The sequence below is a fragment of the Mycobacterium sp. NGS67 genome, assembly GCF_059812185.1.
The window spans coordinates 67,533-93,420 of sequence record NZ_JCALCF010000003.1 but is presented as its reverse complement, the minus strand read 5'-3'; the positions used below and the strand labels follow the sequence as shown (position 1 = coordinate 93,420).

At 69.3% G+C, this 25,888-nt stretch carries 16 protein-coding genes; 10 read left to right on the top strand and 6 right to left on the bottom strand.

All coding sequences use genetic code 11. The features are described 5' to 3' along the window. Positions 1-14: 14 nt before the first annotated feature. Complete coding sequence (dtd, locus tag AC5Y4D_RS03340; protein WP_500036352.1) at positions 15-446, bottom strand: D-aminoacyl-tRNA deacylase; 432 nt, start codon at positions 444-446, stop codon at positions 15-17. Between the two features lie 32 nt (positions 447-478). Here dtd and AC5Y4D_RS03335 point away from each other — a divergent pair, with 32 nt between their 5' ends. After that, a complete protein-coding gene (locus AC5Y4D_RS03335) occupies positions 479-781 on the top strand; it encodes an MTH1187 family thiamine-binding protein (RefSeq protein WP_500036351.1) in 303 nt (100 codons plus the stop codon). Here AC5Y4D_RS03335 and AC5Y4D_RS03330 read toward each other — a convergent pair. Then, positions 766-1,212 carry a hypothetical protein gene (locus AC5Y4D_RS03330; RefSeq protein WP_500036350.1) on the bottom strand — a complete coding sequence of 149 codons (447 nt, stop codon included), beginning with the start codon at positions 1,210-1,212 and terminating at the stop codon, positions 766-768. The genes AC5Y4D_RS03335 and AC5Y4D_RS03330 overlap by 16 nt on opposite strands. Before the next feature lie 53 nt (positions 1,213-1,265). Here AC5Y4D_RS03330 and AC5Y4D_RS03325 point away from each other — a divergent pair, with 53 nt between their 5' ends. Continuing rightward, positions 1,266-2,561: a competence/damage-inducible protein A gene (locus AC5Y4D_RS03325; protein WP_500036349.1), complete on the top strand. Its 1,296-nt coding sequence runs from the start codon at positions 1,266-1,268 to the stop codon at positions 2,559-2,561. A gap of 48 nt (positions 2,562-2,609) precedes the next feature. Here the strand turns inward: AC5Y4D_RS03325 and AC5Y4D_RS03320 are convergent, their stop codons facing one another. Next, entirely contained in the window at positions 2,610-3,872 is a 1,263-nt protein-coding gene (locus AC5Y4D_RS03320) for a sialate:H+ symport family MFS transporter (RefSeq protein ID WP_500036348.1), read from the bottom strand. 94 nt (positions 3,873-3,966) lie between these two features. Between AC5Y4D_RS03320 and AC5Y4D_RS03315 the strand changes: the two genes are divergently transcribed. After that, positions 3,967-4,362, top strand: a complete 396-nt coding sequence (locus AC5Y4D_RS03315; protein ID WP_500036347.1) for a phage holin family protein — start codon at positions 3,967-3,969, stop codon at positions 4,360-4,362. Between the two features lie 180 nt (positions 4,363-4,542). Continuing rightward, a complete protein-coding gene (locus AC5Y4D_RS03310) occupies positions 4,543-4,965 on the top strand; it encodes an anti-sigma factor antagonist (protein ID WP_499946791.1) in 423 nt (140 codons plus the stop codon). 15 nt (positions 4,966-4,980) lie between these two features. On the opposite strand, the gene AC5Y4D_RS03305 is transcribed toward AC5Y4D_RS03310, so the two are convergent. Beyond that, positions 4,981-5,457 (bottom strand): Rv1352/Rv1906c domain-containing protein, encoded by a 477-nt coding sequence (locus AC5Y4D_RS03305; protein WP_500036346.1) that lies wholly within the window; start codon positions 5,455-5,457, stop codon positions 4,981-4,983. A gap of 151 nt (positions 5,458-5,608) precedes the next feature. On the opposite strand from AC5Y4D_RS03305, the gene AC5Y4D_RS03300 reads away from it, so the two are divergent. After that, a complete protein-coding gene (locus AC5Y4D_RS03300) occupies positions 5,609-6,298 on the top strand; it encodes a hypothetical protein (RefSeq protein ID WP_499946793.1) in 690 nt (229 codons plus the stop codon). A gap of 3 nt (positions 6,299-6,301) precedes the next feature. Continuing rightward, the gene (locus AC5Y4D_RS03295) at positions 6,302-7,744 is read left to right on the top strand and encodes a class I adenylate-forming enzyme family protein (protein WP_500036345.1); all 1,443 of its coding nucleotides are present in this window, start codon (positions 6,302-6,304) and stop codon (positions 7,742-7,744) included. Positions 7,745-7,765: 21 nt separating this feature from the next. Here the strand turns inward: AC5Y4D_RS03295 and AC5Y4D_RS03290 are convergent, their stop codons facing one another. After that, on the bottom strand, positions 7,766-8,770 hold the full coding sequence (locus AC5Y4D_RS03290; RefSeq protein WP_499946795.1) for a zinc-binding dehydrogenase: 1,005 nt from the start codon (positions 8,768-8,770) through the stop codon (positions 7,766-7,768). A 117-nt stretch (positions 8,771-8,887) separates the two neighbouring features. Here AC5Y4D_RS03290 and AC5Y4D_RS03285 point away from each other — a divergent pair, with 117 nt between their 5' ends. The 3 genes from AC5Y4D_RS03285 to AC5Y4D_RS03275 all read left to right on the top strand — a co-directional run bounded on the left by AC5Y4D_RS03285 (position 8,888) and on the right by AC5Y4D_RS03275 (position 19,428). Then, positions 8,888-10,171: an RsbRD N-terminal domain-containing protein gene (locus AC5Y4D_RS03285; RefSeq protein ID WP_500036344.1), complete on the top strand. Its 1,284-nt coding sequence runs from the start codon at positions 8,888-8,890 to the stop codon at positions 10,169-10,171. A gap of 126 nt (positions 10,172-10,297) precedes the next feature. Further along, on the top strand, positions 10,298-12,586 hold the full coding sequence (aceA, locus tag AC5Y4D_RS03280) for an isocitrate lyase ICL2 (RefSeq protein ID WP_500036343.1): 2,289 nt from the start codon (positions 10,298-10,300) through the stop codon (positions 12,584-12,586). A 284-nt stretch (positions 12,587-12,870) separates the two neighbouring features. After that, on the top strand, positions 12,871-19,428 hold the full coding sequence (locus AC5Y4D_RS03275; protein WP_500036342.1) for a PE family protein: 6,558 nt from the start codon (positions 12,871-12,873) through the stop codon (positions 19,426-19,428). A 415-nt stretch (positions 19,429-19,843) separates the two neighbouring features. On the opposite strand, the gene AC5Y4D_RS03270 is transcribed toward AC5Y4D_RS03275, so the two are convergent. Continuing rightward, entirely contained in the window at positions 19,844-24,685 is a 4,842-nt protein-coding gene (locus tag AC5Y4D_RS03270; RefSeq protein WP_500036341.1) for a PPE family protein, read from the bottom strand. Between the two features lie 674 nt (positions 24,686-25,359). On the opposite strand from AC5Y4D_RS03270, the gene AC5Y4D_RS03265 reads away from it, so the two are divergent. After that, positions 25,360-25,800 carry a hypothetical protein gene (locus AC5Y4D_RS03265; RefSeq protein ID WP_500036340.1) on the top strand — a complete coding sequence of 147 codons (441 nt, stop codon included), beginning with the start codon at positions 25,360-25,362 and terminating at the stop codon, positions 25,798-25,800. Positions 25,801-25,888 lie beyond the last annotated feature (88 nt).

The following is a 25,888-nucleotide window of genomic DNA, read 5'->3' as shown; positions in this document are numbered from 1 at the left end:
TCCGAACGTACCCGTCAGAGCTCCAAAAGCACGGTCACCGGCCCGTCATTGACCAACTCGACCTGCATGTGAGCGCCGAAGACACCGATCTCCACCCGCGCGCCCGCGCGGCGTAGCGCCTCGGTGAACGTCGCAACGAGGGGCTCGGCGACCGCGGCCGGCGCGGCGGCGTTCCACGATGGGCGGCGCCCCTTGGCGGTGTCGGCGTACAGGGTGAACTGACTGACCACCAGGATCGGCGCGTCGACGTCGGATGCGGACTGCTCGCCGGACAGGATCCGCAACGTCCACAGTTTCTCGGCCAGGCGCTGCGCTGTTTCGGGTCCGTCGGTGTGCGTGACGCCGACGAGGGCGAGCAACCCCTGTCCGTCCGGGCGGATGGCGCCGACCTGTTCACCGTCCACCGAGACGGTGGCCGACGAGACCCGTTGCACCAGAACCCGCATGAGCCCCGATGCTGCCATGCGACAGTGAAGGAATGTCTGTGCTGGTCGCGTTTTCCGTCACTCCGCTAGGTGTAGGCGAGGCCGTCGGTGAGATCGTCGCCGAAGCGGTTCGGGTGGTCCGCGAATCGGGACTGCCCAACAGGACCGACTCGATGTTCACCGTGATCGAAGGCGATACCTGGGAGCAGGTGATGGCCGTGGTGCAGCGCGCGGTGGAGGCCGTCGCCGCCCGGGCACCGCGGGTCAGCACGGTGATCAAGGCGGACTGGCGAACCGGGGTCAGCGGCGCGATGACGCGAAAGGTCGAGTCGGTCGAACGCTATCTGTCGAGTTGATCGGCCTGGCAAACCCGGTGCTCAGCGCTGCGCGTAGCGTGGTGCGGATCCAAACGGCAACCAGGAGGCGCAATGATGGCCCGTTTCCCAGCTCCAGAACCCAGCGCATGACCGGCGGCGCAGGCGGGCCCGGCGGGGCCGGCGGTCAGGGCGGCGCAGGTGGTCGAGGCGGTGCCGGCGGTCGCGGTGGCGCGGGCGGTCGCGGTGGCGACGGTGGTCGCGGGGGCGACGGTGGTCGCGGTGGCGACGGTGGCCCCGGTGGCCCCGGCGGCGATGGCGGCCCCGGCGGTCAGCCGGGCGAAGGCGGCCCAGGCGGCGCCGGCGGCGAACCCGGTCAGCCGGGCCAGCCCGGCCAGCCGGGTCAGCCCGGTCAACCCGGAAGTCCCGGCGAGCGTGGGGGATTGACCGATCCGGGAATCCCCGGCCAGCAAGGCAGCCCCAGCACCTAAGAACCAACTCGGTGGCGATGCGTAGTGTCGTCACGGTGAGCGCACGCGCGGGCATCGTGGTCACCGGCACCGAGGTTCTGACCGGACGGGTCCAAGACCAGAACGGGCCCTGGATCGCCGATCGTCTGCTGGAACTGGGTGTCGAACTCGCCCACATCACCATCTGCGGTGACCGCCCCGCCGACATCGAAGCGCAACTGCGCTTCATGGCCGATCAGGGCGTCGATCTGATCATCACCAGCGGCGGGCTGGGACCCACCGCCGACGACATGACCGTCGAGGTGGTGGCCCGATTCTGTGGCCGCGAGTTGGTCCTGGACGACGCGCTGGAGAACCGGATCGCCGACATCCTCAAGTCGCTGATGGCACGCAACCCAGCATTCGCGGCGCTGCTGGAGCCGGGCAACTTCGAGTCGGTGCGGACCGCCAACCGCAAGCAGGCCATGATCCCGGTCGGAGCGCAGATCCTCGATCCGGTAGGCACCGCACCCGGCGTCGTGGTCCCGGGCAAGCCCGCGGTGCTGGTGCTTCCCGGACCCCCACGCGAACTCCAGCCCATGTGGCACAAGGCCGTCGAGACCCCCGGGGTGCAGGAGGCGATCGCCGGCCGGACGGTCTACCGGCAGGACATGGTGCGCATGTTCGGACTGCCCGAGTCCGGGCTGGCCGAGACGCTGCGGGAAGCCGAGACCGCCATTGCGGGCTTCGAGGCGCTGGAGATCACCACCTGTCTGCGCCGCGGTGAGCTGGAGATCGTCACCCGCTACGAGCCGGCCGCCGAACAGGTCTACGCGCAGCTGAGCCAACTGCTCCGCGATCGCCACGGTGCGCAGGTGTTCTCCGAAGACGGTTCGCAAGTCGACGATCTGGTCGCCGCCCTGCTCGCCGGACGCCGTATCGCCACCGCAGAATCCTGCACCGCGGGGTTGCTCGCGGCGCGGCTGACCGATCGGGCCGGCTCGTCGGACTACGTGGTCGGCGGGGTGGTGTCCTACGCCGACGAGGCCAAGGTGCAGTTACTCGGCGTCGACGCGGGCCTGATCGAGCAGCATGGGGCGGTGTCCGAGCCGGTCGCGCAGGCGATGGCGGCGGGCGCGCTGACACGCTTCGGCGCCGACACCGCCGTGGCCATCACCGGAATCGCCGGCCCCGGCGGTGGCACCGAGGAGAAACCGGTCGGCACAGTATGTTTCACGGTCGCGCTGGCGGACGGCACCGGCGTCACCCGCACCCTGCGGCTGCCCGGCAACCGCTCCGACGTCCGGGAACGTTCCACCACCGTCGCGATGCACATGGTGCTGCGGACGTTGAACGGTTCCGGAGCGGGCTGAGCGCCGGCAGCGGATCGACCGGGGACGCCGTGGACGCCGGTCCGCAGCTCACTCGACTTCGCTTGGCAGAAAAGTGGATTCAGCAGTGCCGAACCGAATTCCGGTGGCGTCCTTGCCGATCCACGTCAGCACCGCGACCATGACCAGCACCGGCAGGATCGTGGCCGCGAGTGCGAACGGATAACCGTGGGTCGCGGCCAGGTGCTCCTGAATCGGCAGGTTGAACGCGGCCAGCAGGTTTCCCAGCTGATAGGTCACCCCGGGATACAGGCCGCGAATGGCGTCCGGCGACATCTCGGTCAGGTGAGCGGGAATGACTCCCCACGCACCCTGCACGCACACCTGCATCAGGAACGAACCCAGGCACAGCATGGCCGCGGTGCGTGAGTAGGCGAACAGCGGCACGATCGGCAACCCCAGCACCGCGCAGAACACGATGGTGTAGCGGCGGCCGAATCGCTGCGACAACGTGCCGAAGACCAGACCGCCGACGATCGCGCCGACGTTGTAGACCACCACGATCCAGCGGGCGGTCGCGCTGGACAGCGCGGCGCCGTCGTCGGTGGTCGCTTTCAGGAAGGTGGGGTAGACGTCCTGGGTGCCGTGACTCATCCAGTTGAAAGCCGTCATCAGCAACACCAGGTAGCAGAACCGACGGATGACCTTGGCCTCGCGCAGCACGTCGCGAACTCTGGTCTTGGTCAGCCGCATGCGGTCCTGCGTGGCTTCCCACACCTCGGATTCCTCCACGCGATACCGGATGATCAGGCTGACCAGGGCCGGGATGATGCTCAGCGCGAACAGCCAGCGCCACGACAGGTCCAGCCAGTTCATCACCACCAACGAGGCGACGGTGGCCAGCAGGTAGCCGAACGAGTAGCCCTCTTGCAGCAACCCGGAGAAGAAGCCCCGCCGTTCGGCCGGAACCTTCTCCATCGCCAGTGCGGCCCCCAGTCCCCACTCACCGCCCATGCCGATGCCGTACAGCAGCCGCAGGATCACCAGCACGGTGAAGTTGGGCGCGAACGCGCACAGGAATCCGACCACCGAGTAGAAGATGACGTCGACCATCAGCGGCAGCCGTCGTCCGACCCGGTCGGCCCACAGCCCGAACAGCAGCGCGCCTAGCGGTCGCATCGCCAGCGTGGCGGTGGTGAGGAACGCGACCTCGGTCTTGCTGCGGTGAAACGTCTCGGCGATGTCGGCGTAGACCAGCACGACGATGAAGTAGTCGAAGGCGTCCATCGTCCAGCCCAGGAACGCCGCGAGGAAGGAGTTGCGCTGGTCGCTGGTCAGGCGCTGTCTGGTCACGTCAGCATCGTGGCCTACCCGACGCCAGACCGCGAGCGTGGCGCACCGCGCGGCCTGAACCGGCTGCATGCGCCCGTGGTGGCAGGATCGCCGGATGGTTCCTTTTTTGCTGCGCGCGGCGTTGACCGGGTTCGCGTTGTGGGTGGTGACGCAGTTCGTATCCGGCCTGCGCTTCGTCGGCGGTGAGACTACGTTGCAGCGCGTCGGCATCATCTTCGTCGTCGCGGTGCTCTTCGGTCTGGTCAACGCCATCGTCAAGCCGATCGTGCAGATCCTGTCGATCCCGATGTACATCCTGACGCTGGGGCTGTTCCACATCGTCGTCAACGCGTTCATGCTCTGGATCACCGCTCGGATCACCGAGCACACCACCCACTGGGGACTGCAGATCGACCACTTCTGGTGGACGGCGATCTGGGCGGCCATCCTGCTGTCCATCGTCAGCTGGATTCTGTCGCTCCTGACGCGTCGCGCTTCGCGGAACACGTAAATTTCCGGCGCGACACCCTAGGTTGTCAGCGCCTGTTGCACATATGCTTATTAAGCCCGTAATCACGAAGACCACTCGCTGAACCCCGCGAACACCTACGCTGTTTTTCGGTACGACGACGTTGCCGCCTTCAGCACCGAAGGCATCCTCAGCCACCACGACGACGGGACATTGCGAACGATGAAGACTGTCGCGATCAAATCATCGCCAGCTCCATCCAGCACGCGGCTGAATTCTCAAATCACCGATCCCAGCAGCGGTTTGCGAGCGCTCACCGAATGCACCGGCTCGGCGGTGGTCGTCCATGTCGGCGGTGACATCGATGCCAGCAACGAGACCATCTGGCAGCGTCTGGTGAACCGAAGCGCCTCGATCGCGATTGCGCCGGGCCCGTTCGTCATCGACATCCGGGAACTGGACTTCCTGGGATCGTGCGCCTACGCCGTGCTGGCACAAGAGTCGGTGCGGTGTCGTCGGCGCGGGGTGAATCTGCGGCTGGTCAGCGATCAGCCGATCGTGGCCCGTACCATCGCCGCCTGCGGCCTGCGCCGCCTGCTGCCGATGTACACCACGGTCGAGGGCGCCCTGGCCCCGCCGGCCTGAGTCCCGACCGGCCGGCTACGGCCCGTGCTGACCGTTCGGCGCGAGCAGCCCGTTCAAGATGCCGAGTGCGGTTTGCACCTGCGGACCCGCGGCCGCGGGTGGCGGTGCCTCGCCCGACGGCTGCCAGGGCTGGCAACCACTGGTCTTGAACGCCTTGTCGGTGGCCTCGATCTGCACGACCTGGGGCCGTTTGGTCATCGCGTTGTCGATCAGTGCACCGTCGGGATTGCCCGTCCGCTTCCAGTAGCAGGTGCCGTTGCCGACGGGCCCGGCGGAGGCATACACCCCCGGGGCGATGTCTTTGCCTACGGTGTAGACGCCGTCGTGGTCGATCGTCGTCCTGGGTGCCGCCGCCGGCGCAGCGGCGCCCGGGGGAGCCGGGGCCGGGGACGGGGTCGGCTCCGGGTCGGCGGCCGCGACACCCAGCGAGCCCGCCCAGCCTGCGACCACCAGTGCAGCGACGCCGAAAACTCGCGCTTGCTTAGAACTCATAACTAAACAGCGTACTCGGCGAGCGGGCCGGACGGTGCGCCTGAGATATTGACGAGTGCGTAGAGCCGGCGTGGACAGGAAGATTCGTCCCGATTAACGTCCCTGCAAATAGTGGGCGAGAAGGCGTTCGGAGGTCTGGGCGTTGCTGTTCATGCATGAAGTCCATACGGTGCGCGGGCGCGCCGAGGATGAATTCGAGGCGGCGTTTCGCGAAGGCTGGATGCCCACGCTGGCCGCCGGCGACGAGGCCCGGCTGCTGTGGTACACCAACCAGGCCCAGGGCAGCGGCCCGGCATACACGGTCATCACCGTGACCGCGGTTCGCGACGGCGCGGCCTGGGAACGGCTGACCAAGCGGGTGCAGCAGGGGGACCTGCGGGACTGGATGCATCACACCGACGAACTGCGCCACGGAGTCGACGCCAAGCTGCTGGTGCCGCTGCCGTGGTCACCGATGCAAGAGGTGTCCTTCGACGATGTGCCGGTGGACGGGCGTGAGCACGATATGAGCCTCTACATGGAAGACACCATGTGGCCCTACGAGGACAAGTTCGAGGAGTACATCCTGCGGTGCGGGGACGTTTATGCCCGCGGCCTGGAACAGCCGGCGTCCATGCTGCGGATGCATGCGTCGTTCCAGCCCGCCCTGGGCAGTCACCTGCGCCGCGAAGTGATCCTGATGCAGCAGATCAGTCGTCCCGAAGCGCTGCTCGACCTGCTACGCACCCATATCCCGGCCGAATACCGGACTCCCGGAACGTGGCTGCACGATGCGCTGGACTTACGGGATCAGTGGACCAGCCGGCTGCTGCGGACCTCGACCTGGTCGCCGCTGTACTGAGCCATGAACATCGGGACCATCGTCGACGCCGCGGCGACACACGATCCGCAGCGCACCGCGCTCGTCATCGACGACCGCCCGTACAGCTATGCCGAACTCGCCGGGGCAGTGCGGGCCTGCGCGGCCGGCTTGGCCGCACACGGTGTCCGACCCGGCGACCGCGTCGCCGTCGTCGACACCGCGAGCCTTCTTTCGATCGCCGCGCTGCTCGGCGCGGCCCGCATCGGCGCCGCGGCAGCGCTGATGAATCCGGCGTTGACGCCGCCGGAACTGCGGGCACTGCTCGACAACGCCGGTTGCACGGACGTGGCGGTGGCGGGGGAGACGCACGCCGACCGTCTGCGCGAAGCGGCGGTGCCCACCGTTTTGACGGCGTCCGAACTCCTCGCCGTCGACGAACGGCCGGGACCTCCGGTGTGCGTCGACGACGACCTGCCCGCGATGGTCCTGTTCACCAGCGGCACCACCGGCCTGCCCAAGACGGTCCCGATCGGCAGCCGGCAACTCGGCGCACGGCTCAACCGGACATCCGAGCCGTTCTCGCCGGACACCCCACCCGACGCGGTGATGATGTGCGTGCCCTACTTCCACGTGGGAGGGTCGCTCGGCTTGCTCGCCAGTCTGTACTCGGGCAACACCCTGGTGGTGCAGCGCCGGTTCGACGCCGGCCAGTGGCTGCGACTGGTGTCCCGGCATCGGGTGACCGCAATGTTCTTGGTGCCCACGATGATTCATCGAATCCTGGAACATCCCGACTTCGCCGCCACCGACCTGTCCTCGCTGTCCGCGATCACCTACGGGGCCGCGGCCGCGCCGAAGACGTTGATGCGCAAGGCAATTGCGGCCCTTCCGCACGTGGCGTTCACCAATGTGTTCGGCCAGACCGAGACTCTGGGCACCTACGCCAACCTGCTGCCCGAGGATCATCATGATCCAGCCCGGACCGGATCGGTGGGACGGCCCCTTCCCGGCGTCGACGTGCGCGTGGTCGACCCGGACACCGGTGTGGAAGTGGAGGTCGGCGCGGTCGGCGAGATCTGGGTCGACAGCCCGCTGAACAGCACGGCGGGGTGGTTGCGCACCGGCGATCTGGGCCGTAGGGACGCCGACGGCTACCTGTACCCGAGCGGCCGGCTGCGCGACACCATCAACCGTGGCGGCGAGAAGTTCGGGCCCATCGAAGTGGAGGAGGCGCTGCGGTCCCATCCGGCGGTGCGTGACGTCGCGGTAGCCGGAGTCGACGACGAAGAACTCGGCCAGCGGGTAGGTGCCGCGGTGGTGTCGCGCGCGCCGGTGACGCTGGAGGAACTGCGAACGCACTGCGCGGATCTGATCGCCTACTTCAAATTGCCGGAGCGACTGAGGATTGTCGACGACATTCCCTACAACGTGACCGGCAAAGTCGACCGCAGCCGGCTCGCCGCGCTGATCGCGGCCGCGGACTGACACGCGGATTGCTGTCCGCCGTTACGGCACCAGCACCACCTTGCCGATGTTCTCCCGCGCCGCCAGAATCCGGTGTGCTTCAGGGGCTTCGGAGAACGGGACCGCGGCGTGCACGACCGGTGCCACGATGCCGTCGTCGAGCGCTTGGCGCAGTGGCGTGATCCAAGGTTCGAGCGTGCCCCGGTCATCCCACAACCGCAGCATGTTCAGGCCGATGACGGTCTTGGACTCCGATAGCTGATCGATCAGATTGAACCCGCGCAGCATCGCCAGCGCGTGCGGCGCCGCCCTGCGCAGCGACCGCTTCTCGCCTTCCTGCAGATTCGAGATGCCGTAGCCGACAAGCCGTCCGCCCGGCCGCAGCAGATCGTAGGACCGTCGCAACGACGTGCCGCCCAGGGCGTCGAGCACCAGATCGTAGGGCTGCAGCCCCTTCCACCAACCGTCACGGCGGTAGTCGATCGCCCGGTCTACACCCAGTTCGGCCAGCTTCTGGTGCTTTGCGGGCGAGGCGGTGCCGTGTATCTCGGCCCCGGCGGCTTTGGCGAACTGGACGGCCGCGATGCCCACGCCGCCGGCCGCGGCGTGGATGAGCACCCGTTCGCCGGCGCGCAGCGACCCGTAGCCGTGCAAGCCCGCCCACGCGGTGGCGTAGTTGACCGGAACCGCCGCGCCCTGTTCGAAGCTCACCGACTCCGGCAACGGCACCGAGTCGGCCGCGGCGACGTTGACGATCTCGGCGTAACCACCGAAACGCGTTCCGGCCAAGACCCTTTCGCCGATCCGGCTGTCTTCCACTCCGTCGCCTACGGCCACCACGGTGCCGGCCACTTCGTAGCCGACCACGGCGGGGAGGTCGGGTGCGTCGGGATACAGGCCGACACGCGCGAGGTGATCGGCGAAATTGACGCCGGCGGCCCGGACTTCGATGCGCAGCTGGCCCGGTCCCGGCGGTGGCGGGTCCGGACGCTGCAGTACCTGCAGGACCGACGGTCCGCCATGTTTGGTGATGACGACTGCGCGCACGGTTTCTCCTTGTTCGGTTGCGGTACGTCTCCGTCATACACTCCCGGCCTCGCCACCGGATAGCGGCGGGCTCGGAGTTCTACCGGTTCCGTCACGAGTGGCGTTACCGTTCCAAGAGTGAGCTATTCGTCCGGTGACGACGAGGTGCACGGCTGTGTCTTGACGATCGCGACCGGGCTGCAACGGCAGGTCGCCGACATCAGTACGACGATTCAAAAAGCGCTCGAAGAACAGGTCCCCGAACTGCGCGGCGATGCGCACATGCTCGAGTTGATGGGCGCCAGCATCCGGTCCAACATCGAGACGATCTTCGATGCACTGCTGCATGACATCCCGGTCGACGAGATCACCGCTCCCGATGCGGCGCTGGAGTACGCCCGGCGGGTGGCCCAGCACGACGTACCGGTCACGTCTCTGGTGCGCGCGTATCGACTCGGGCAGCGGCACATGACCGAGCTGGTGTTCACCGAACTGCGTGCCCTCGACGTCGAACCCACCACCAGGGTCGCCGTGATCGAGGTGATCACCACGTTGGTGTTCGAATACGTCGACCTGGTGTCCCAACACGTGGTCAGCGCGTACGAAGACGAACGCCAGCACTGGCTGGAAAACCAGAACAGTATCCGCGCGATGAGGGTCCGGGACGTGCTTGCCGACGGATCCGCCGTCGACGTCGACATCGCCTCTGCCACAATCCGTTACCCGTTGCGGTGGCAACACGTCGCGGTCATCGCGTGGCAGCCGGACCCGGCGACCGAACACGACGAGCTGGCCCGCATGCAGCGCTTCGTCCGCAGCTTGGCCGGGGCCGTCGACGCCTCCGCGGCCCCGTTGTTCGCCGCCGCCGACCGGACCAGCGCCTGGGGCTGGCTGCCGTTTCGAACCGCGCCCGGCGACATCGTCGCAAAGGTGCGCCAATTCGCCCGTGTCCGAGAGGATTCGCCGTCCATCGCGCTGGGCGCGATCGGCACCGGGGTGGGTGGATTCCGTCGTTCCCACCGTCAGGCCCAGCGGGTGCGGTCGGCGGTGTCGGCCGGCGGCCCGGCGCACGCGGATGCTCAGCGAACGGTGGCCGCGGCCACCGATCCCGACCTGGCGGCCGTGGCACTGCTCGGCACCGACACCGCCGAAATCCGCGGATGGGTGGCCGATGTCCTCGGCCCGCTGGCCGCCGACACCGACGACGACGCGCTGCTGCGGGAGTCGTTGCGGGTGTTCCTGCACAGCGGATCCGTCCACGAGGCCGCGGCACGCGATCTCGATGTCCCCTTCACCGTGCTGAGGAACCGGGTGGAGCAAGCCGTCGCTCGTCGCGGACGTCCGATCGATGACCGCGTCGACGTCGAATTGGCGCTGGCCGCCTGCCACCGGTACGGCGCGGCCGTACCGGGACCGAGCTGACGCTCGCCCCGGACGGGGCGCGAAAGCCATTGTGATGCAGGCCCCTCGGCCGGTGATTCAGATCACTATCTTGGGGCATACACTTCGTGCGTCAGGTGAATCGGGGCTGAAGAGGAGCGTAAGGCCATGGTCATCGCGGAAACGGACAATGCGGTCCAATCACAGTTCGAGGAAGACGTCGCCGCGACGCAGCGCTACTTCGAGAGCCCGCGCTTCGCCGACATCACCCGCCTCTACACGGCCCGCCAGGTCGTCGAGCAACGCGGCACGATCCCGGTCGACTACACCGTGGCCCGCGAGGCGGCGGCCGCCTTCTTCCCGCGGCTGCGCGAACTGTTCGCCGAGAAGAAGAGCGTCACCACGTTCGGCCCCTATTCACCGGGGCAGGCGGTGAGCATGAAGCGGATGGGCATCGAGGCCATCTACCTCGGCGGCTGGGCGACCTCGGCCAAGGGTTCGGTCACCGAGGACCCGGGACCGGACCTGGCCAGCTATCCGTTGAGCCAGGTGCCCGACGATGCCGCGGTGCTGGTGCGTGCGCTGCTGACCGCCGACCGCAACCAGGAATATCAGCGGCTGAACATGAGCGAGCGCCAGCGCGCGTCGGCCACCTTCTTCGACTACCGGCCGTTCATCATCGCCGACGCGGACACCGGTCACGGCGGAGATCCGCACGTGCGCAACCTGATTCGACGTTTCGCCGAGGTCGGCGTGCCGGGCTACCACATCGAGGACCAGCGCCCGGGCACCAAGAAGTGCGGCCACCAGGGCGGCAAGGTCCTGGTCCCCTCGGACGAACAGATCAAGCGACTCAACGCCGCCCGGTTCCAGCTCGACATCATGCGGGTGCCCGGCATCATCGTCGCGCGCACCGACGCCGAGGCGGCCAACCTGCTCGACAGCCGCGGCGACGAACGCGACCAGCCGTTCCTGCTCGGGGCCACCAACCTCCAGGTGCCGTCGTACAAGGCGTGTTTCCTGGCGATGATGCGGCGGTTCTACGACTCGGGTGTCGAGGAACTCAACGGGCACCTGCTGTATTCGCTCAGCGACGACGAGTACGCCGAGGCGGGCGCGTGGCTGGAGCGTCAGGGAATCACCGAGCTGATCGCCGAGGCGATCAAGACGTGGCGGGAGAACGGCGAGACCTCGATCGACGACGTGTACGACGACGTCGAATCGCGTTTCGTGGCCGCCTGGGAGGACGACGCCGGGGTGCTCACCTACGGGGAAGCGGTCGCCGAGGTCCTGGAATTCGGTGAGAGCGACGACGAGCCGCGTGGGATGAGCGCACAGGATTGGCGCACGTTCGCCGCCACGGCGTCGCTCTATGACGCGCGACGCAAGGCCAAAGAGTTGGGTGTCGACCCGGGGTGGGACTGCGAGCTGGCCAAGACGCCGGAGGGCTACTACCAGATCCGCGGCGGCATCCCCTATGCGATCGCGAAGTCGCTGGCGGCTGCGCCGTTCGCCGACATCCTGTGGATGGAGACCAAGACCGCTGATCTGGCCGACGCACGCCAGTTCGCCGATGCCATCCATGCCGTATATCCCGACCAGATGCTGGCCTACAACCTGTCGCCGTCGTTCAACTGGGACACCACCGGCATGACCGACGAGGAGATGCGCGAGTTCCCCGCGGAGCTGGGCAAGATGGGGTTCGTCTTCAACTTCATCACCTACGGCGGACACCAGATCGACGGCGTCGCCGCCGAGGAGTTCGCCACCAACCTCCGCCAGGACGGGATGCTGGCGCTGGCCCGGCTGCAACGCAAGATGCGCCTGGTCGAGTCGCCGTACCGCACGCCGCAGACGTTGGTGGGCGGGCCGCGCAGCGACGCCGCGCTGGCGGCGTCCTCGGGACGCACGGCGACCACCAAATCCATGGGCAAGGGGTCCACCCAGCACCAGCACCTGGTGCAGACCGAGGTGCCCAAGAAGCTGCTCGAGGAGTGGCTGGCGGTGTGGAGCGAGCACTATCAGCTGGGCGAGAAGCTCCGGGTCACGCTGCGGCCCCGCCGCGCCGGTTCGGATGTGCTGGAACTGGGGATCTACGGGGACGCCGACGAGCAGCTGGCCAACGTCGTCGTCGACCCCATCAAGGACCGGCACGGTCGGAGCATCCTGCAGGTGCGTGACCAGAACACCTTCGCCGAGAAGCTACGCCAGAAGCGGCTGATGACCTTGATCCATCTGTGGCTGGTGCACCGGTTCAAGGCCGACGCGGTCTATTACGTCACGCCGACCGAGGACAACCAGTACCAGACCGAGAAGATGAAGTCGCACGGCATCTTCAGCGAGGTGTATCAGGAGGTCGGCGAGATCATCGTCGCTGAGGTGAACAAGCCTCGTATCGAGGAACTGCTCACCTCCGACGGCGCGGCGTTGCGGAAGCTGATCCTCAAGGAAAACTGAGCGCGAATTTTCTCCCTAGTCTCCCCGGCGCCGGCTGCGCCGGGGAGATTTCGTCTCTTGCGTCGCCGACATCGAACCGGCGATGGGCACTGCCCGCACTCGGTGACCACCTGCCATACAAGAAGGTCGAATTCATGCAATTAAAGGCCGCTTGTAAAGCAAATAGACGTTTTCTATGACGGCTATAACGTTTCGATAACGAACGCCGGATCTAGTCGAGATTCGGCAGGCGAGTAATAGCATCGGCGGGTCGGGCCACTTTTGGGAAAGCGGGTTCTACTGCCATGTCGTACGTGATTGCTGCAACCGAGACACTCGCCGCCGTGGCATCGGACGTCGGGAGCATTGGATCCACAATCAGCGCAGCCAATGTCGCTGCAGCGGTGCCCACGACGGAGATGTTGGCCGCCGCCGCCGACGAAGTTTCCACCCGCATCGCGGCGTTATTCGGCGCGCATGCCGTCAGTTACCAAAACCTTGCCGCCGAAGCGACCGTTTTCCACGAGCAATTCGTTCGCACTTTGCAGGCGACTGCGGCTTCCTATTCAAGCGCCGAGGCTGTCAGCGCGGCGTTCATGCGCGAGACACTTAACGCAATCAATGCGCCGTCGCTGGCTTTGTTGGGCCGTCCGCTGATCGGTAACGGCGCCGACGGGGCGCCGGGCACCGGGCAGCACGGTGGTGCGGCGGGCCTGCTGTTCGGCAATGGCGGTGCCGGCGGCTCCGGCGCGACCGGTCTGAACGGTGCCAACGGCGGCGCGGGCGGCAGCGGCGGGGCGTCCGGCCTGTTCGGCGTCGGCGGAATCGGTGGGGCCGGCGGATCGTCGACGAGCGGTGTCGGGGGCAGCGGCGGCGCCGGCGGAGCGGCCGGCCTGTTCGGCGCGGCGGGCTTCGGCGGGGCCGGGGGATCCTCGGTGTCCGGCACCGGCGGTACCGGCGGGTCCGGGGGTGCGGCTGCATTGTGGGGCACCGGCGGAGCCGGCGGCGCGGGCGGCTTCTCCGCTACCGGCACCGGCGGCACCGGCGGAGCCGGGGGCAGCGGCGGACTGCTGACCGGCGCCGGCGGGGCCGGCGGGATCGGCGGCATCGGTGGCGCCCAGAGCGGCAGCGGCGGTGCCGGCGGCAACGCGGGATTCCTCTTCGGCAACGGCGGCGCCGGCGGCGCCGGTGGCACCGGCATCTCCGGGTCTGTCGGCGGCGACGCCCTGTCACCGGGCGGCAACGGCGGCAACGGCACGGCCGGCGGTCTGGGCGGAAACGGCGGCGCCGGCGGCAACGCGGGACTGCTCTACGGCAACGGGGGCGCCGGGGGCGTCGGCGGTGTCGGTGGCGCGGGCGGTGCCGGTGGTCTCGGCGCGGTGGGCGACCCGGGCCTGCCCGGTGGAGCCGGCGGCGACGGCGGCGGCGGCGGAACCGGCGGGGTGGGCGGCGTCGGCGGCTCCGGGGGTGCTCTGTTCAGCCAGGCCGGCACCCCGGGCGCCGGTGGTGCCGGCGGCGCGGGTGGTACCGCCGGAACCGGTGGAGCGGGCGGCAAGGGCACCGTCGTCAACGGGGTCGCCGGTAGCGGTGGCGAGGGTGGCCGCGGCGGCAACCCCGGCCTGGGCGGCGCGGGCGGTGCGGGCGCGCCCGGAGCCGGTGCCGGACTGCACGGCGCCACCCCCACAACCGGCGGCAACGGCGGTGCGGGCGGCGCCGGGGCTGACGCGACAACCGCCGGTGCGGCCGGTGGTGCCGGCGGTCGGGGTGGCGACGCGGGAGCGGTCGGGACGGGTGGTGCCGGCGGGGCCGGCGGGGCCGGACGGGCCGGCGCGCAGGTGACGGCTCCGGGAGCAACCGGCAACGCCGGGGGCGACGGTGGAGCCGGCGGTGACGGCGGCGCCGGAGGCACGACTTCGGGTAATGGCGGCGTCGGTGGCGCCGGTGGTGCGGGCGCCGAGGGCACCGCCGGGGTGTCCGGAACCGCCGGCGGGGCCGGATCCAACGGCGTCGACGGCGGTAGCGGCGGCGCCGGCGGCAAGGGCGGAGCCGGGGGGCTCGGCGGTGTTGCGCTCGGTTCCGGCACCGGCGGGCAAGGCGGTGCCGGCGGCAACGGCGGCAGCGGCGGCGCGCCCGGTAACGGGGGTGCCGGTGGCCAGGGCACCGTCACCAACGGGGTTGCGGGCAACGGCGGCGACGGCGGCAAAGGCGGCGATCCGGGCGCGGCCGGTGCGGCGGGTCTCGGCGGCGCCGGCGGCGCGGGCGCCCAGCCGGGCACCTTCGGCGCGGACGGCAAGGCCGGGAGCACGGCGGCCTCCGGTGGCAACGGTGGCGCCGGCGGGGCAGGTGCCGGCGCGATCACAGCCGGCGGACACGGCGGCGCGGGCGGCCACGGTGGTGATGGCGGGTCGGTCGGCGACGGCGGCGCCGGCGGTGCCGGTGGTGCCGGGTTCGCCGGCGCACCGGTGGTGGCCCCGGGCGCCGACGGCAACGCCGGCGGCAACGGCGGTACCGGCGGTGACGGCGGCGCTGGTGGCACGACGTCCGGCAACGGCGGCGTGGGCGGTGCCGGTGGCCATGGCGCGGACGGCAGCGCCGGCATCACCGGCACGGACGGCGGTGCCGGTGTGGCCGGCGGCGACGGCGGCGACGGTGGATCGGGCGGCCAGGGCGGCGCCGGCGGCGTCGGCGGCACCGCGCTGGGCAAGGGCGTGAGCGGTCAGGGCGGCGCCGGCGGTGACGGCGGTCAGGGCGGCACCCCGGGGCACGGCGGGCGTGGCGGCAACGGTGCCGTCGTGAACGGAGTCGCGGGCAACGGCGGCAACGGCGGCCACGGCGGCGATCCGGGTGCCGCCGGCGCGGCCGGCTCCGGAGGGGCAGGCGGCACGGGGGCCCTGAGCGGGGCAAACGGCAAGACGGGCAGCAGCCCGAGCTTCGGCGGCAACGGCGGCGCCGGCGGCGTCGGTGCCTCCGCAACCGTCGACGGCGGTCACGGCGGCGCGGGTGGCAAGGGCGGTGACGGCGGGTCGGTCGGCAACGGCGGCACCGGCGGTAGCGGCGGCCACGGTTATGTCGGAGCCCACGGCACCAACGCAACCACCGCCGCCGAGAACGGCGGCATCGGCGGTAACGGTGGCAACGGCGGGGCCGGCGGCGCCGGCGGCGCTGGCGGTACCACGTCCGGATTCGGTGGCAGCGGCGGCGGTGGTGGTCGCGGCGGCCTCGGCGGGTTCGGCGGCAACGGCTACGACGGCAACACCGGCGCGCTGGGTGCTACCGGTGGAAACGGCACCAACGGCGGTCAGGGTGGCACCGGCGGTAACGGCGGCGCGGGCGGGCAGGCCGGTAGCGGTGCTTCCGGTAAAGGCATCGATGCGGGCGGCGGCGCGGCGGGCGACGGCGGCACCGGCGGCATCGCCGGCAGCGGCGGGACGGGCGGTGTCGGCACCTTCGCCAACGGCGGCACCGGAAACGGCGGCAACGGCGGAGCGGGCGGAACGGTCGGCTCCGGCGGCACCGGCGGCACCGGCGGCGCAGGCGGCGGCACCACCGGCGCGAAGGGTGCCGACGGATCCGTCGGCGCAATCGGCACGGGAGGTCACGGCGGTACCGGTGGCGCCGGTGCCACCGCGCCCGCATTCAGCGGACTCAACGGCGGCCACGGCGGCAACGGTGGTGACGCCGGGCCGGTCGGCAACGGCGGCACCGGCGGGGCCGGGGGTGCCGGCGCCAACGGGACCCAAGGTCTCAACGGCCTGATCGGCGGCTCGGGCGGCCACGGCGGCAACGGTGGTGTCGGCGGTAGCGGCGGCACCACGTCCGGGGTGGGCGGCAACGGCGGCGCCGGCGGGACCGGCGGCACGGGCGGCTTCGGCGGCGCCGGCACCGACGGTGCCACCGGACTAGCAGGCCAGACCGCCGGCGCCGGCACCAACGGCGGTCAAGGCGGTGCCGGCGGCGACGGCGGCCAGGGCGGCGCGCCCGGCACCGGGGCTTCGGGCACCGGCAAGGGCGGTGTCGGCGGCCAAGGCGGAAACGGCGGTTTCGGTGGGACTGCCGGCAGCGGCGGCACCGGCGGCGCCGGCACTTTCGAGAACGGCGGCACCGGCAACGGCGGTGACGGCGGGACCGGCGGGACGCCAGGTGCCGGTGGCACCGCCGGCAAGGGCGGAGCGGGTTACGGCACAGCCGCCAAGGGCGCGGACGGCGTCGTGGGCGCCCACGGCGTCGGCGGGCACGGCGGCACCGGCGGCGCAGGAGCTGACGCACCGGCGTTGAGTGGCCTCAACGGCGGCAAGGGCGGGTCGGGCGGCGACGCCGGAGCGTTCGGCAACGGCGGTACCGGTGGCGCCGGCGGAGCGGGAGCGATGGGCGTCGAAGGCACGAACGGGACCAAATCCGGTCAGTCCGGCGGTGCCGGCGGCCACGGTGCCGCGGGTGGTAACGGCGGCGACGGCGGCGAGGGCGGAGCCGGCGGCAAAGGCGGGTCGATCTCCGGCGTCGGAGGCAATGGTGGCGCCGGCGGCCGCGGCGGCGTCGGAGGAATCGGCGGGTCCGGCGCAAACGGCAACACCGGTGACGCGGGACAGACCGGCGGTCTGGGCGGCAACGGCGGTCAAGGTGGTACCGGCGGCAAAGGCGGCGCGGGCGGCGCGCCCGGTACCGGCGCGTCCGGCACCGGCACCGGGGGTGCCGGCGGGGTTGCGGGCACCGGCGGGTTCGGCGGAGCGGCCGGCGACGGCGGTGCCGGCGGTACCGGCACCTTCGCCAACAGCGGCAGCGGCAACGGTGGTGACGGCGGCAAGGGCGGAAACCCGGGCGCCGGTGGTGGCGGCGGCGCCGGGGGTGCCGGCGGCGGTAGCGGTGTCCACGCCGGCGCGGCCGGTGCGAACGGCAAATCCGGCGACCTGGGTGTCGGCGGCAACGGCGGTATCGGCGGCACCGGCGCCGCCGCGCCCGCCTTCAGTGGGCTCAACGGCGGCAACGGGGGCAACGGCGGCGACGCCGGGCCGGTCGGTAGCGGTGGCGCGGGCGGCACCGGGGGAGCAGGTGCCATCGGCACTACCGGGTCGGACGCATCCGGCGCCGGCCAGAACGGGGGCGCCGGTGGGAATGCCGGCAACGGGGGCAAGGGCGGAAAGGGTGGCAGCGGCGGATCGATATCCGGCGACGGCGGCAACGGCGGCAATGGGGGCGTCGGCGGTATCGGCGGCACCGGCGGCACCAGTGGTGCCGGTGCGACCGGCGGCATCGGCGGAACCGGTGGAACGGGCGGCCAGGGCGGCGCAGCCGGTAACGCGACCGCTGCCGGCTTCAAATCGGGCACCTTGGGCGCAGGCGGAAACGGTGGGATCGGTGGCACCGGCGGTGCCGGCGGCGCCGGAACCACCGGATCCATCCACGGAGGGCATGGCGGAACCGGCGGGACCGGCGGCCAAGCCGGTGCGGCCGCAGCCCCCGGCGGGGCCGTGGGCTTCGCAGGCGATGGCGGCATCGGCGGCAACGGCGGCCTCGGCTCGCTGGGCAAGAGCGGCACCGGCAGCGCTGCCGGCTCCGCGGGCGGCAACGGCGGCAACGGCGGCAAGGGCGGCGACGGCGGCGCAGCGGCGGTGGCCGGCGGTACCGGCGCCGGAAACGGCGGCAAGGGCGGTAACGCCGGCAGCGGCGGCAACGGTGGCGCCGGTGGCGGTGCCACGACGAACGGCGCCAACGGTGGCAGCGGCGGCATCGGTGGGAATGGTGGTAACGGCGGCGCCGGCGGCACGGCCGGCGGTGTCGGAGCTTCGAACGGCAGCGTCGGCAACGCCGGTAGCGGCGGCAATGGCGGCAAGGGGGGTGCCGGCGCCGGCGGTGCTGCCGGCGTCAACCCCGGCGCCTTCGCCAACCAGTCAGGTCCCGCCGCGTCCGGGGCCAAAGGGGTGGATGTCATTGCCCCCAACCAGGTGGGCGGCACCGGCGGCGCCGGCGCGAACGGCGGGTACGGCGAGATCGGCGGCACCGGCGGCAACGGCGGTTGGTCGACCCTGGCCGACGCCAAGATGTTCGCGGTCGGTGGCACCGGCGGCGCCGGCGGCACCGGCGGGTACGGGGCTAACGGTGGCACCGGCGGCATGGGCGGCAATGGGTCCAACGGGACAAGTGCCATCGGAGGCACCGGCGGCGCGGGTGGCACCGGCGGATACGGGGCGAACGGCGGCACCGGCGGCAAGGGCGGATACAACGCCGGGACTCTCCCCGGTTACCCGGGCGGTGGCCCCGGTGGCGTCGGCGGTGAAGGTGGCGCCGGCGGCGGCATGGGCGGCAGGGGCGGCGAGGGCGGCAATGCCGCGGTGCCGACCAACAGTCCGGGCGGCAACGGCGGTAAGGGTGGTCAAGGGGCTGGCGGCGGCAACGGCGGTTACGGCGGCGCGGGCGGAGCCGGTGGCAACGCCGGATACGGGGCTGGGAACGCGGTCGGCGGCATCGGTGGCGACGGCGGGGCCGGCGGCGGCGGTGGAGTCGGGGCCGTGGGCGGCCAGGGCGGCAGCGGCGGAAGCGGCGGCATCAGCGGCGGTAACGGTGGCTGGGGCGGTAGCGGAGGCACCGGTGGCACCGGCGGCGCAGGCGGCAACGGTGGCGGCGGTGGCGCCGGTGGCTTGGGTGTCAATGGTGGCACTGTCGGCGGCGGCGCCGGCGGCGTTGGCGGCGCTGCCGGCACAGGCGGCTCCGGCGGTTCAGGCGGCACCGGCGGTGCCGGCGGCGCGGGCACCTCGTGGAACAACGGGAGCAGTCAGTTCAACGGGTCCAACGGTGCCACCGGCAGCAACGGCGCTACCGGCGCCTCGGGCGGCAACGGCATCGCCGGCAGCAACGGCGCTCACGGGTAGGGCGTATCGGACAACGGTGCCGCTGGGACTTTTCCCGGTCTCAGTCTTGGTGCTGCGCGGTACTTTTTGCGGCCCGGTGTCTTCGGTGATTCCCGGCCAAGTGTCAATCCCTGGTCAAGTCCACGCGGCAGGGCGAGTGGCTTTTGACCGCTGCACCGGCTTTGAGTGTGAAGCCTTGGCTTTGAGTGTGAAGCCCTGGCTTTGAGTGTGAAGCCTTGGCTTTCGGAGTGAGCCCACGGTGGGAAAGCCGACCGAAATCCCACCCAGACTTCACGCTCAAAGCCCAGGCTTCACGCTCAAAGCCCAGGGCGCACACCCAAAGCCAGGGCTTCACACTCAAAGTCCAGGAATCGCCGACCAGAGCCGTCAGCACGACCTCGGATGCGCGAAAGCGCGCAGCGACAGGTCCGACCGGCTACGGCCCGGCGCCGGTGGTGAAGAACCCGGCCAGCCGCTCCCCGAAGTTGCGGACGCCGGCGTTGAACGCGGCGGTCATCAGGCCCACCGAGCTGGTGTTGGCGATCCCGGACATGGTGTGGCCCAGGTTGGACACACCGGAGAGGAACTGGCCGACGTTGTTGTAACCCGAAACCGCACCGAGCAGCGTCTGGGGCACCTGGTTGAAGAAGCCCGAGACCGCGGAGCCCACGTTGCTGTACCCCGAGACCCCACCGGCGCCGATATTGAAGAAGCCAGAGGACGGGGAAGTGGTCCCGTTCCCGAAACCGGGCGCGCCGCCGAAGTTGAGCGGGATGGTGATCGGCCCGAGCCCGCCGTTCATGGTGATGTTCACCGGTGCCTGGCCGATGCTGATCCCGGGGATGGTGAAGGCACTGGTGCTGCCGCTGAGCGGAACGTTGAGACCGATCTGCGGCAAGCTGATCCCGGGGATGGTGAACGGAGCCGTCGAGCCAGTCAACGGAACGTTGAGACCGATCTGCGGCAAGCTGATCCCGCCGATGGTGAACGGAGCCGTCGAGCCACTCAACGGAACGTTCAGACCGATCTGCGGCAAGCTGAAGCCACCGATGCTGAACGGGCTGGTGGCACCGCTGAGCGGAATGTTGAGCCCGAACTCGGGAATGCTGAACCCGCCGATGGTAAACGGAGCCGTCGAGCCGCTCAACGGAATGTTGAGATTGAACTGCGGAATGCTGAAGCCGTTCACGGAGATGTTGCCGGTGCCCCCGGTGAGTACCGGGCCGATGTCGAAGTGCACCAACGAAATCGGCCCGATGCTGCCGTTGAGGACATCGGGTAGACCCGGCAAACCCGGGACCCGGTATGGAACGACTCGAATGGTGACGTCCACTGGGATGTTTGCACCGACGCTGATCGGGATTCCGGGAATCGTGATCGCGGGGATGGTCACGCCCCCGACGTTGCCACCGGCGTTGAGGCTGATCGGGATCCCCGGAATGCTGATGCTGGGAATCGTCACGCCGCTGACACCGCCGGCAGCGATCATGTTCAACGGGATACTCGGGATGTTGATGCCGGGCACCGTGATCGGTCCGACGCCCCCGCCGGCCAGAATGCTCAACGGAATGCCGGGGATCTCGATGTTGGGCACCACGATCGGACCAACACCCCCGCCCGCCAACAAGTCCAGCGGAATGCCCGGGATCTCGATGTTGGGCACCACGATCGGACCAACACCGCCGCCCGCCAACAGATTCAACGGGATCGCGGGAATGGTGATGTCCGGCACGGTGATTGGACCGAACGCACCGATGGCGTTCACGCTCAGCGGAATGGTGGGGATGCTGATGGTGGCTCCCGCACCCAGCAGACCCTGGTATTCGCCTCGCCAGAACATTCCGTTGCTGTAGTTGCCCGTGATCAACGCGCCGGTGTTGACGTTGCCGGTGTTGCCGATCCCGGTATTGATGTCGCCGGGGTTGAACGCGCCCGTGTTGGTGTCACCGGGGTTGAAGTCTCCCGTGTTGACGTTGCCCGCGTTGAAGTTGCCGGTGTTGTGGCTGCCGACGTTGGCGAGACCGCTGTTGACGCTGCCGACGTTGAACAGGCCGGTGTTGGCGAGGCCCGCGTTGCCCAATCCGTTGTTGTAGTTGCCGGAGTTGCCGATACCGAAGTTTCCGGTGCCGGAGTTGAAGAATCCGACGTTGCCGGTACCGGAGTTGCCGAAGCCGATGTTGCCGCTGCCGGAGTTCAGCGCGCCGAACCCGACCTGGTTGTCGCCGGTGAGCCCAATGCCGAAATTGCCGTTGCCGGTATTGCCGAAGCCGAGATTGCCGTTGCCGGTATTGCCGAAGCCGAAGTTGTTGTCGCCGAGGTTGCCGAAGCCGATGTTCTGCAGTCCGGCCGTCAGGCCGGCACCGGCATTGCCGAACCCGAAGTTGCCCAGGCCGATGTTGCCGAAGCCGAAGTTGTTGTCGCCGAGGTTGCCGAAACCCAGGCTGGTGCTGCCGACGTTGCCGGCACCGAAGTTGAAACCGCCGACGTTGCCGAGGCCGAAGTTGTAGTTGCCGACATTGGCGGCGCCCAAGTTCAGGCTGCCGTCGTTGGCGAAGCCCAGGTTGAACACCGGTTCGGCGGCACCGCCGCGCAGGAAGCCGGCCAGGTGGTCGCCGAAATTGCCGACGCCGGAGGTGAAGGACGCCGTCGCCTGGCCCAGCGTGCCGGTGTTGAACAGACCCGACACCGAATTGCCCAGGTTTGCGACGCCGGAGGTCAGCGGCCCGACGTTGAACATGCCCGAGTTGCCCAGCGCGCCGACAGCGGAGTTCCAGAATCCTGACGCACCGGCACCCAGGTTGCCGAAACCGGACGAAGTGCCTGCGCCGCTGTTGAAGAACCCGGACGACGGGGCTCCGGTGGAGTTCCCGAATCCAGGTGTGCCGCCGATGTTTATCGGGATCTCGATGGGTCCGGCCGTGCCGGTCACCTGGATGCCCAGTGGTATTGGCGCCAGGGTGATCGGCGGGGTGGTGAGGGGACCAAGAGTGCCACCTGCGTTGACGCCCAACGGAATCTCCGGGATGGTGAAACCGTTCGGGAACAGTGTCAACGGACCCAGCACGCCACCTGCGTTGACGCCCAACGGAATCGCCGGAATGGTGAAGCCGTTCGGGAACAACGTCACCGGACCCAGGCCGCCACCCGCGTTGACGCTCAACGGAATTTCGGCCAGGCTCAGCCCGTTCGGGAACAGTGTCACGGGGCCCAGGCCGCCGCCCAGATTGACTCCCAGAGGTATGCCGGGAAGGGTGATCGGCGGGGTGCTGAATGGGCCGATGGTGCCACCCACGTTGATACCCAACGGAATTCCGGGAAGTGTGATGGTCGGGGTGTTGATGCCCCCGATCGAACCGCCGACCGTGATGCCGCCCAGAGTCAGATCGATGAGCGAAGGACCGATGGTCCCGGGGGCGGAAGGCAAGCCGATCAAGGCGAAGTTGAACGGCGACTCCGGGATTTCGATGGGGACGTACAAACTCGCGCTGCTCAACGACAGCGTGATCGGATTGATGCTGATCGGGGGGACGCTGATCGGTCCGACCAGAGCCCCGTTGCTGTTGATGCCCAACCCGATGGTGGGAATGGTGATGGGCGGCAAGCTGATCGGGCCGACCAGCGCGCCGTTGCTGTTGATGCCCAAGCCGATGTTCGGGATGGTGATGGGCGGGATCGTGATCGGACCGACCAGCGCACCGTTGCTGTTTATGCCCAAGCCGATGTTCGGGATGGTGATCGGCGGAACCGTGATCGGACCCACCAGTGCACCAGAACTGTTGACGCCCAGACTGATTGGCGGAATCGAGATCGGCGGCAAGGTGATCGGGCCCACCAGCGCACCGTTGCTGTTCACGCCGAACCCGATCTGCGGAATGGAGATGGGCGGCACGGTGATGGGGCCGACGGTGCCCAATCCGCCTACGGTGAGGGGCATCGCCGGGATGGTGATGGTGCCGTTGAAGCCGGCCAGTCCCTGGTAGTCGCCGCGCCAGAACATGCCGTTGCTGTAGTTGCCGGGGATCAACGCACCGGTGTTGACGTTGCCGGTGTTGCCGATACCGGTGTTGTAGTTGCCGGGGTTCATGAAGCCGGTGTTGGAGTTACCCAAGTTGAAGTCGCCGGTGTTCAGGTCGCCGGTATTGAAGCTGCCGCTGTTGAAATGGCCGAGGTTGGCAAGACCGGTATTGATGTTCCCGACGTTGAACAGCCCGGTGTTGGCGACGCCGGCGTTGCCGAAGCCGGTGTTGTAGCTGCCGGAGTTGCCGAAGCCGAAATTGCCGGTGCCCGAGTTGAACAGACCGATGTTGCCGGTGCCGGAGTTGCCGAAACCGATGTTGCCGGTCCCCGAATTGAGCGCGCCGAAGCCGACCTGGTTGTCGCCGGTGAGCCCGAAACCGATGTTGCCGTTACCGGTGTTGCCGAAGCCGATATTGCCATTACCGGTGTTGCCGAAGCCGAAGTTGTCGGCGCCGATGTTGGCGAAACCGAAGTTCCGCAGGCCTGCGGTCAGCCCCGGCCCGATGTTGGCGAAGCCGAGATTGCCGGTTCCGACGTTGCCGAACCCGAAGTTGTTGTCACCGAGGTTCCCGAAACCGATGATCCCGCTGCCGATGTTCCCGGCACCGAGGATGTAGTTGCCGATGTTGCCGCTGCCGAGGTTCAGGTTGCCGACGTTGGCGGTACCGATGCTGCCGTAGCCCGCGTTGGCGAAGCCCACGTTGAAGTTCGGCTCCACCGAGCTCTGCAACAACGCCAGGAAGTTCGCCGGCTGCAGGAACGGTGTCAGTCCGGCTGCGACGGCGGAGGCACCGGCGTGGTAGGCCGCCATCGCCGACACGTCGAGCGCCCACATCTCTTCGTACAGCGACTCCATCGCCGCGATGGCGGGGGCGTTCTGCCCGAAGATGTTGGACATGACCAGTGACACCAGCTGATTGCGGTTCGCCGAGACCAGTTCCGGAATCACCATGGCGGCTCGGACCGCCTCGAATTCGCCGACCAGCGTCGAGGCCTGGGTGGCCGCCTGCGTAGCCTGGCTGGCCGCCGCCGCCAGCCAACTTGCGTACGGGGCCGCAACGGCCGCCATGGCTTGCGATGCCGCGCCTTGCCATGCACCATCGGTCAGCCCGGCCGTGACGGTCTCGAAAGCGCCCGCCGCCGTTGCCAATTCGTCTGCAAGCCCACCCCAAGCCGCCGCTGCCGCCAACATCGGCTGGGCGCCCGCACCGGCGTGGATCAAAGCCGAGTTGATCTCCGGTGGCAGCACAAAGAAGCTCATCGCTCTACCTCTCTCTGGTGGCATCGCGCCACGGACAGCCATCTACAACCGGCGTGATTCCCGACCCACAACCGTCAGCAAGGTGATCTGGTAGCGCACAAGTTACGCGGAGACACAGGTGGTAAACCGTCGGATTTATCAAAACGCGATCTAACCGTTATCAAAATGTGATTAACCAACAGGCCATTTGACAGTTTACTTTACAAAGCGTTTTTGGAGCATTGGTTCCGGGTCCGGTGTCAACTGACGCAGAGCCTCTACCAGCCCGGAGTCACGAAACCCCAACGGAATTCGCCCGCGCTCGGCGGCACACTGACGCTGGTGGAGTTTGCCCTCGAATGCACCGCTTGATGCACGACATATGCGCCTCAAAAACTTCACAAATAAAAGAATTCAAATGCCGTGGTGCAATTTCCGAGCGTACACGGCCCAGGACATCACCCGAATGCCGATGCCCGAATCTGCAGCCTACGACGCCAGGCCGGTGACCGAGGTGGAAGCGCGCAACTCACCCGCGTCGACCGTCCGATGAGCTGTTGTTCCGCGCCGGGTGACCCCGGCTGTGGCGTCCTATGGCGGAGATTCCGCTGCTCCTGACGCTAGTTTCCGCCCCCAAATTAGGGGGTATGCGACCCGAGCACATTTGCAGACAACAGTGAAGATTGGTGAGTCTGATGAGATCTGAAGCCAGGACGGCGTTTGCGGTCTTCGGCGGCGGCGCCATGCTCGTCATGGCCGTGGCCTGCGGCGGCGGCGACAACAAGTCGCCCAGCAGCAGCACCACTCCGTCAACGCCGGCGACATCGACGAGCGCTCCCGCCAATTCGGAGACCTCACCCGCTCCGAGCGGCACCGGCGGACCCGGCGGTGGCGGCGGCAGCGTGCCCGGTGGCCCGAGCGGCGGCGGCGGACCCGGTGGCGGCGGCGGTGGCGTGCCCGGTGGCCCGAGCGGCGGCGGCGGACCCGGCGGTGGCGGCGGTGGCGTGCCCGGTGGCCCGACCGGCGGCGGCGGACCCGGTGGCGGCGGCGGCACGATTCCCGGCGTCGGCGGTGGCGGCGGCGGACCGGGCGGTGGCGGCGGCTGCGTCGGCAACATCTGCGGCGGCTTTCCGTGATCGACCGCTCACATTGATATCGGCGGACGAGATATCGACCGACAAGGGCCGGGGGTGACCCCGGTCCTTGTTTGTTGCGGCCCCGGGA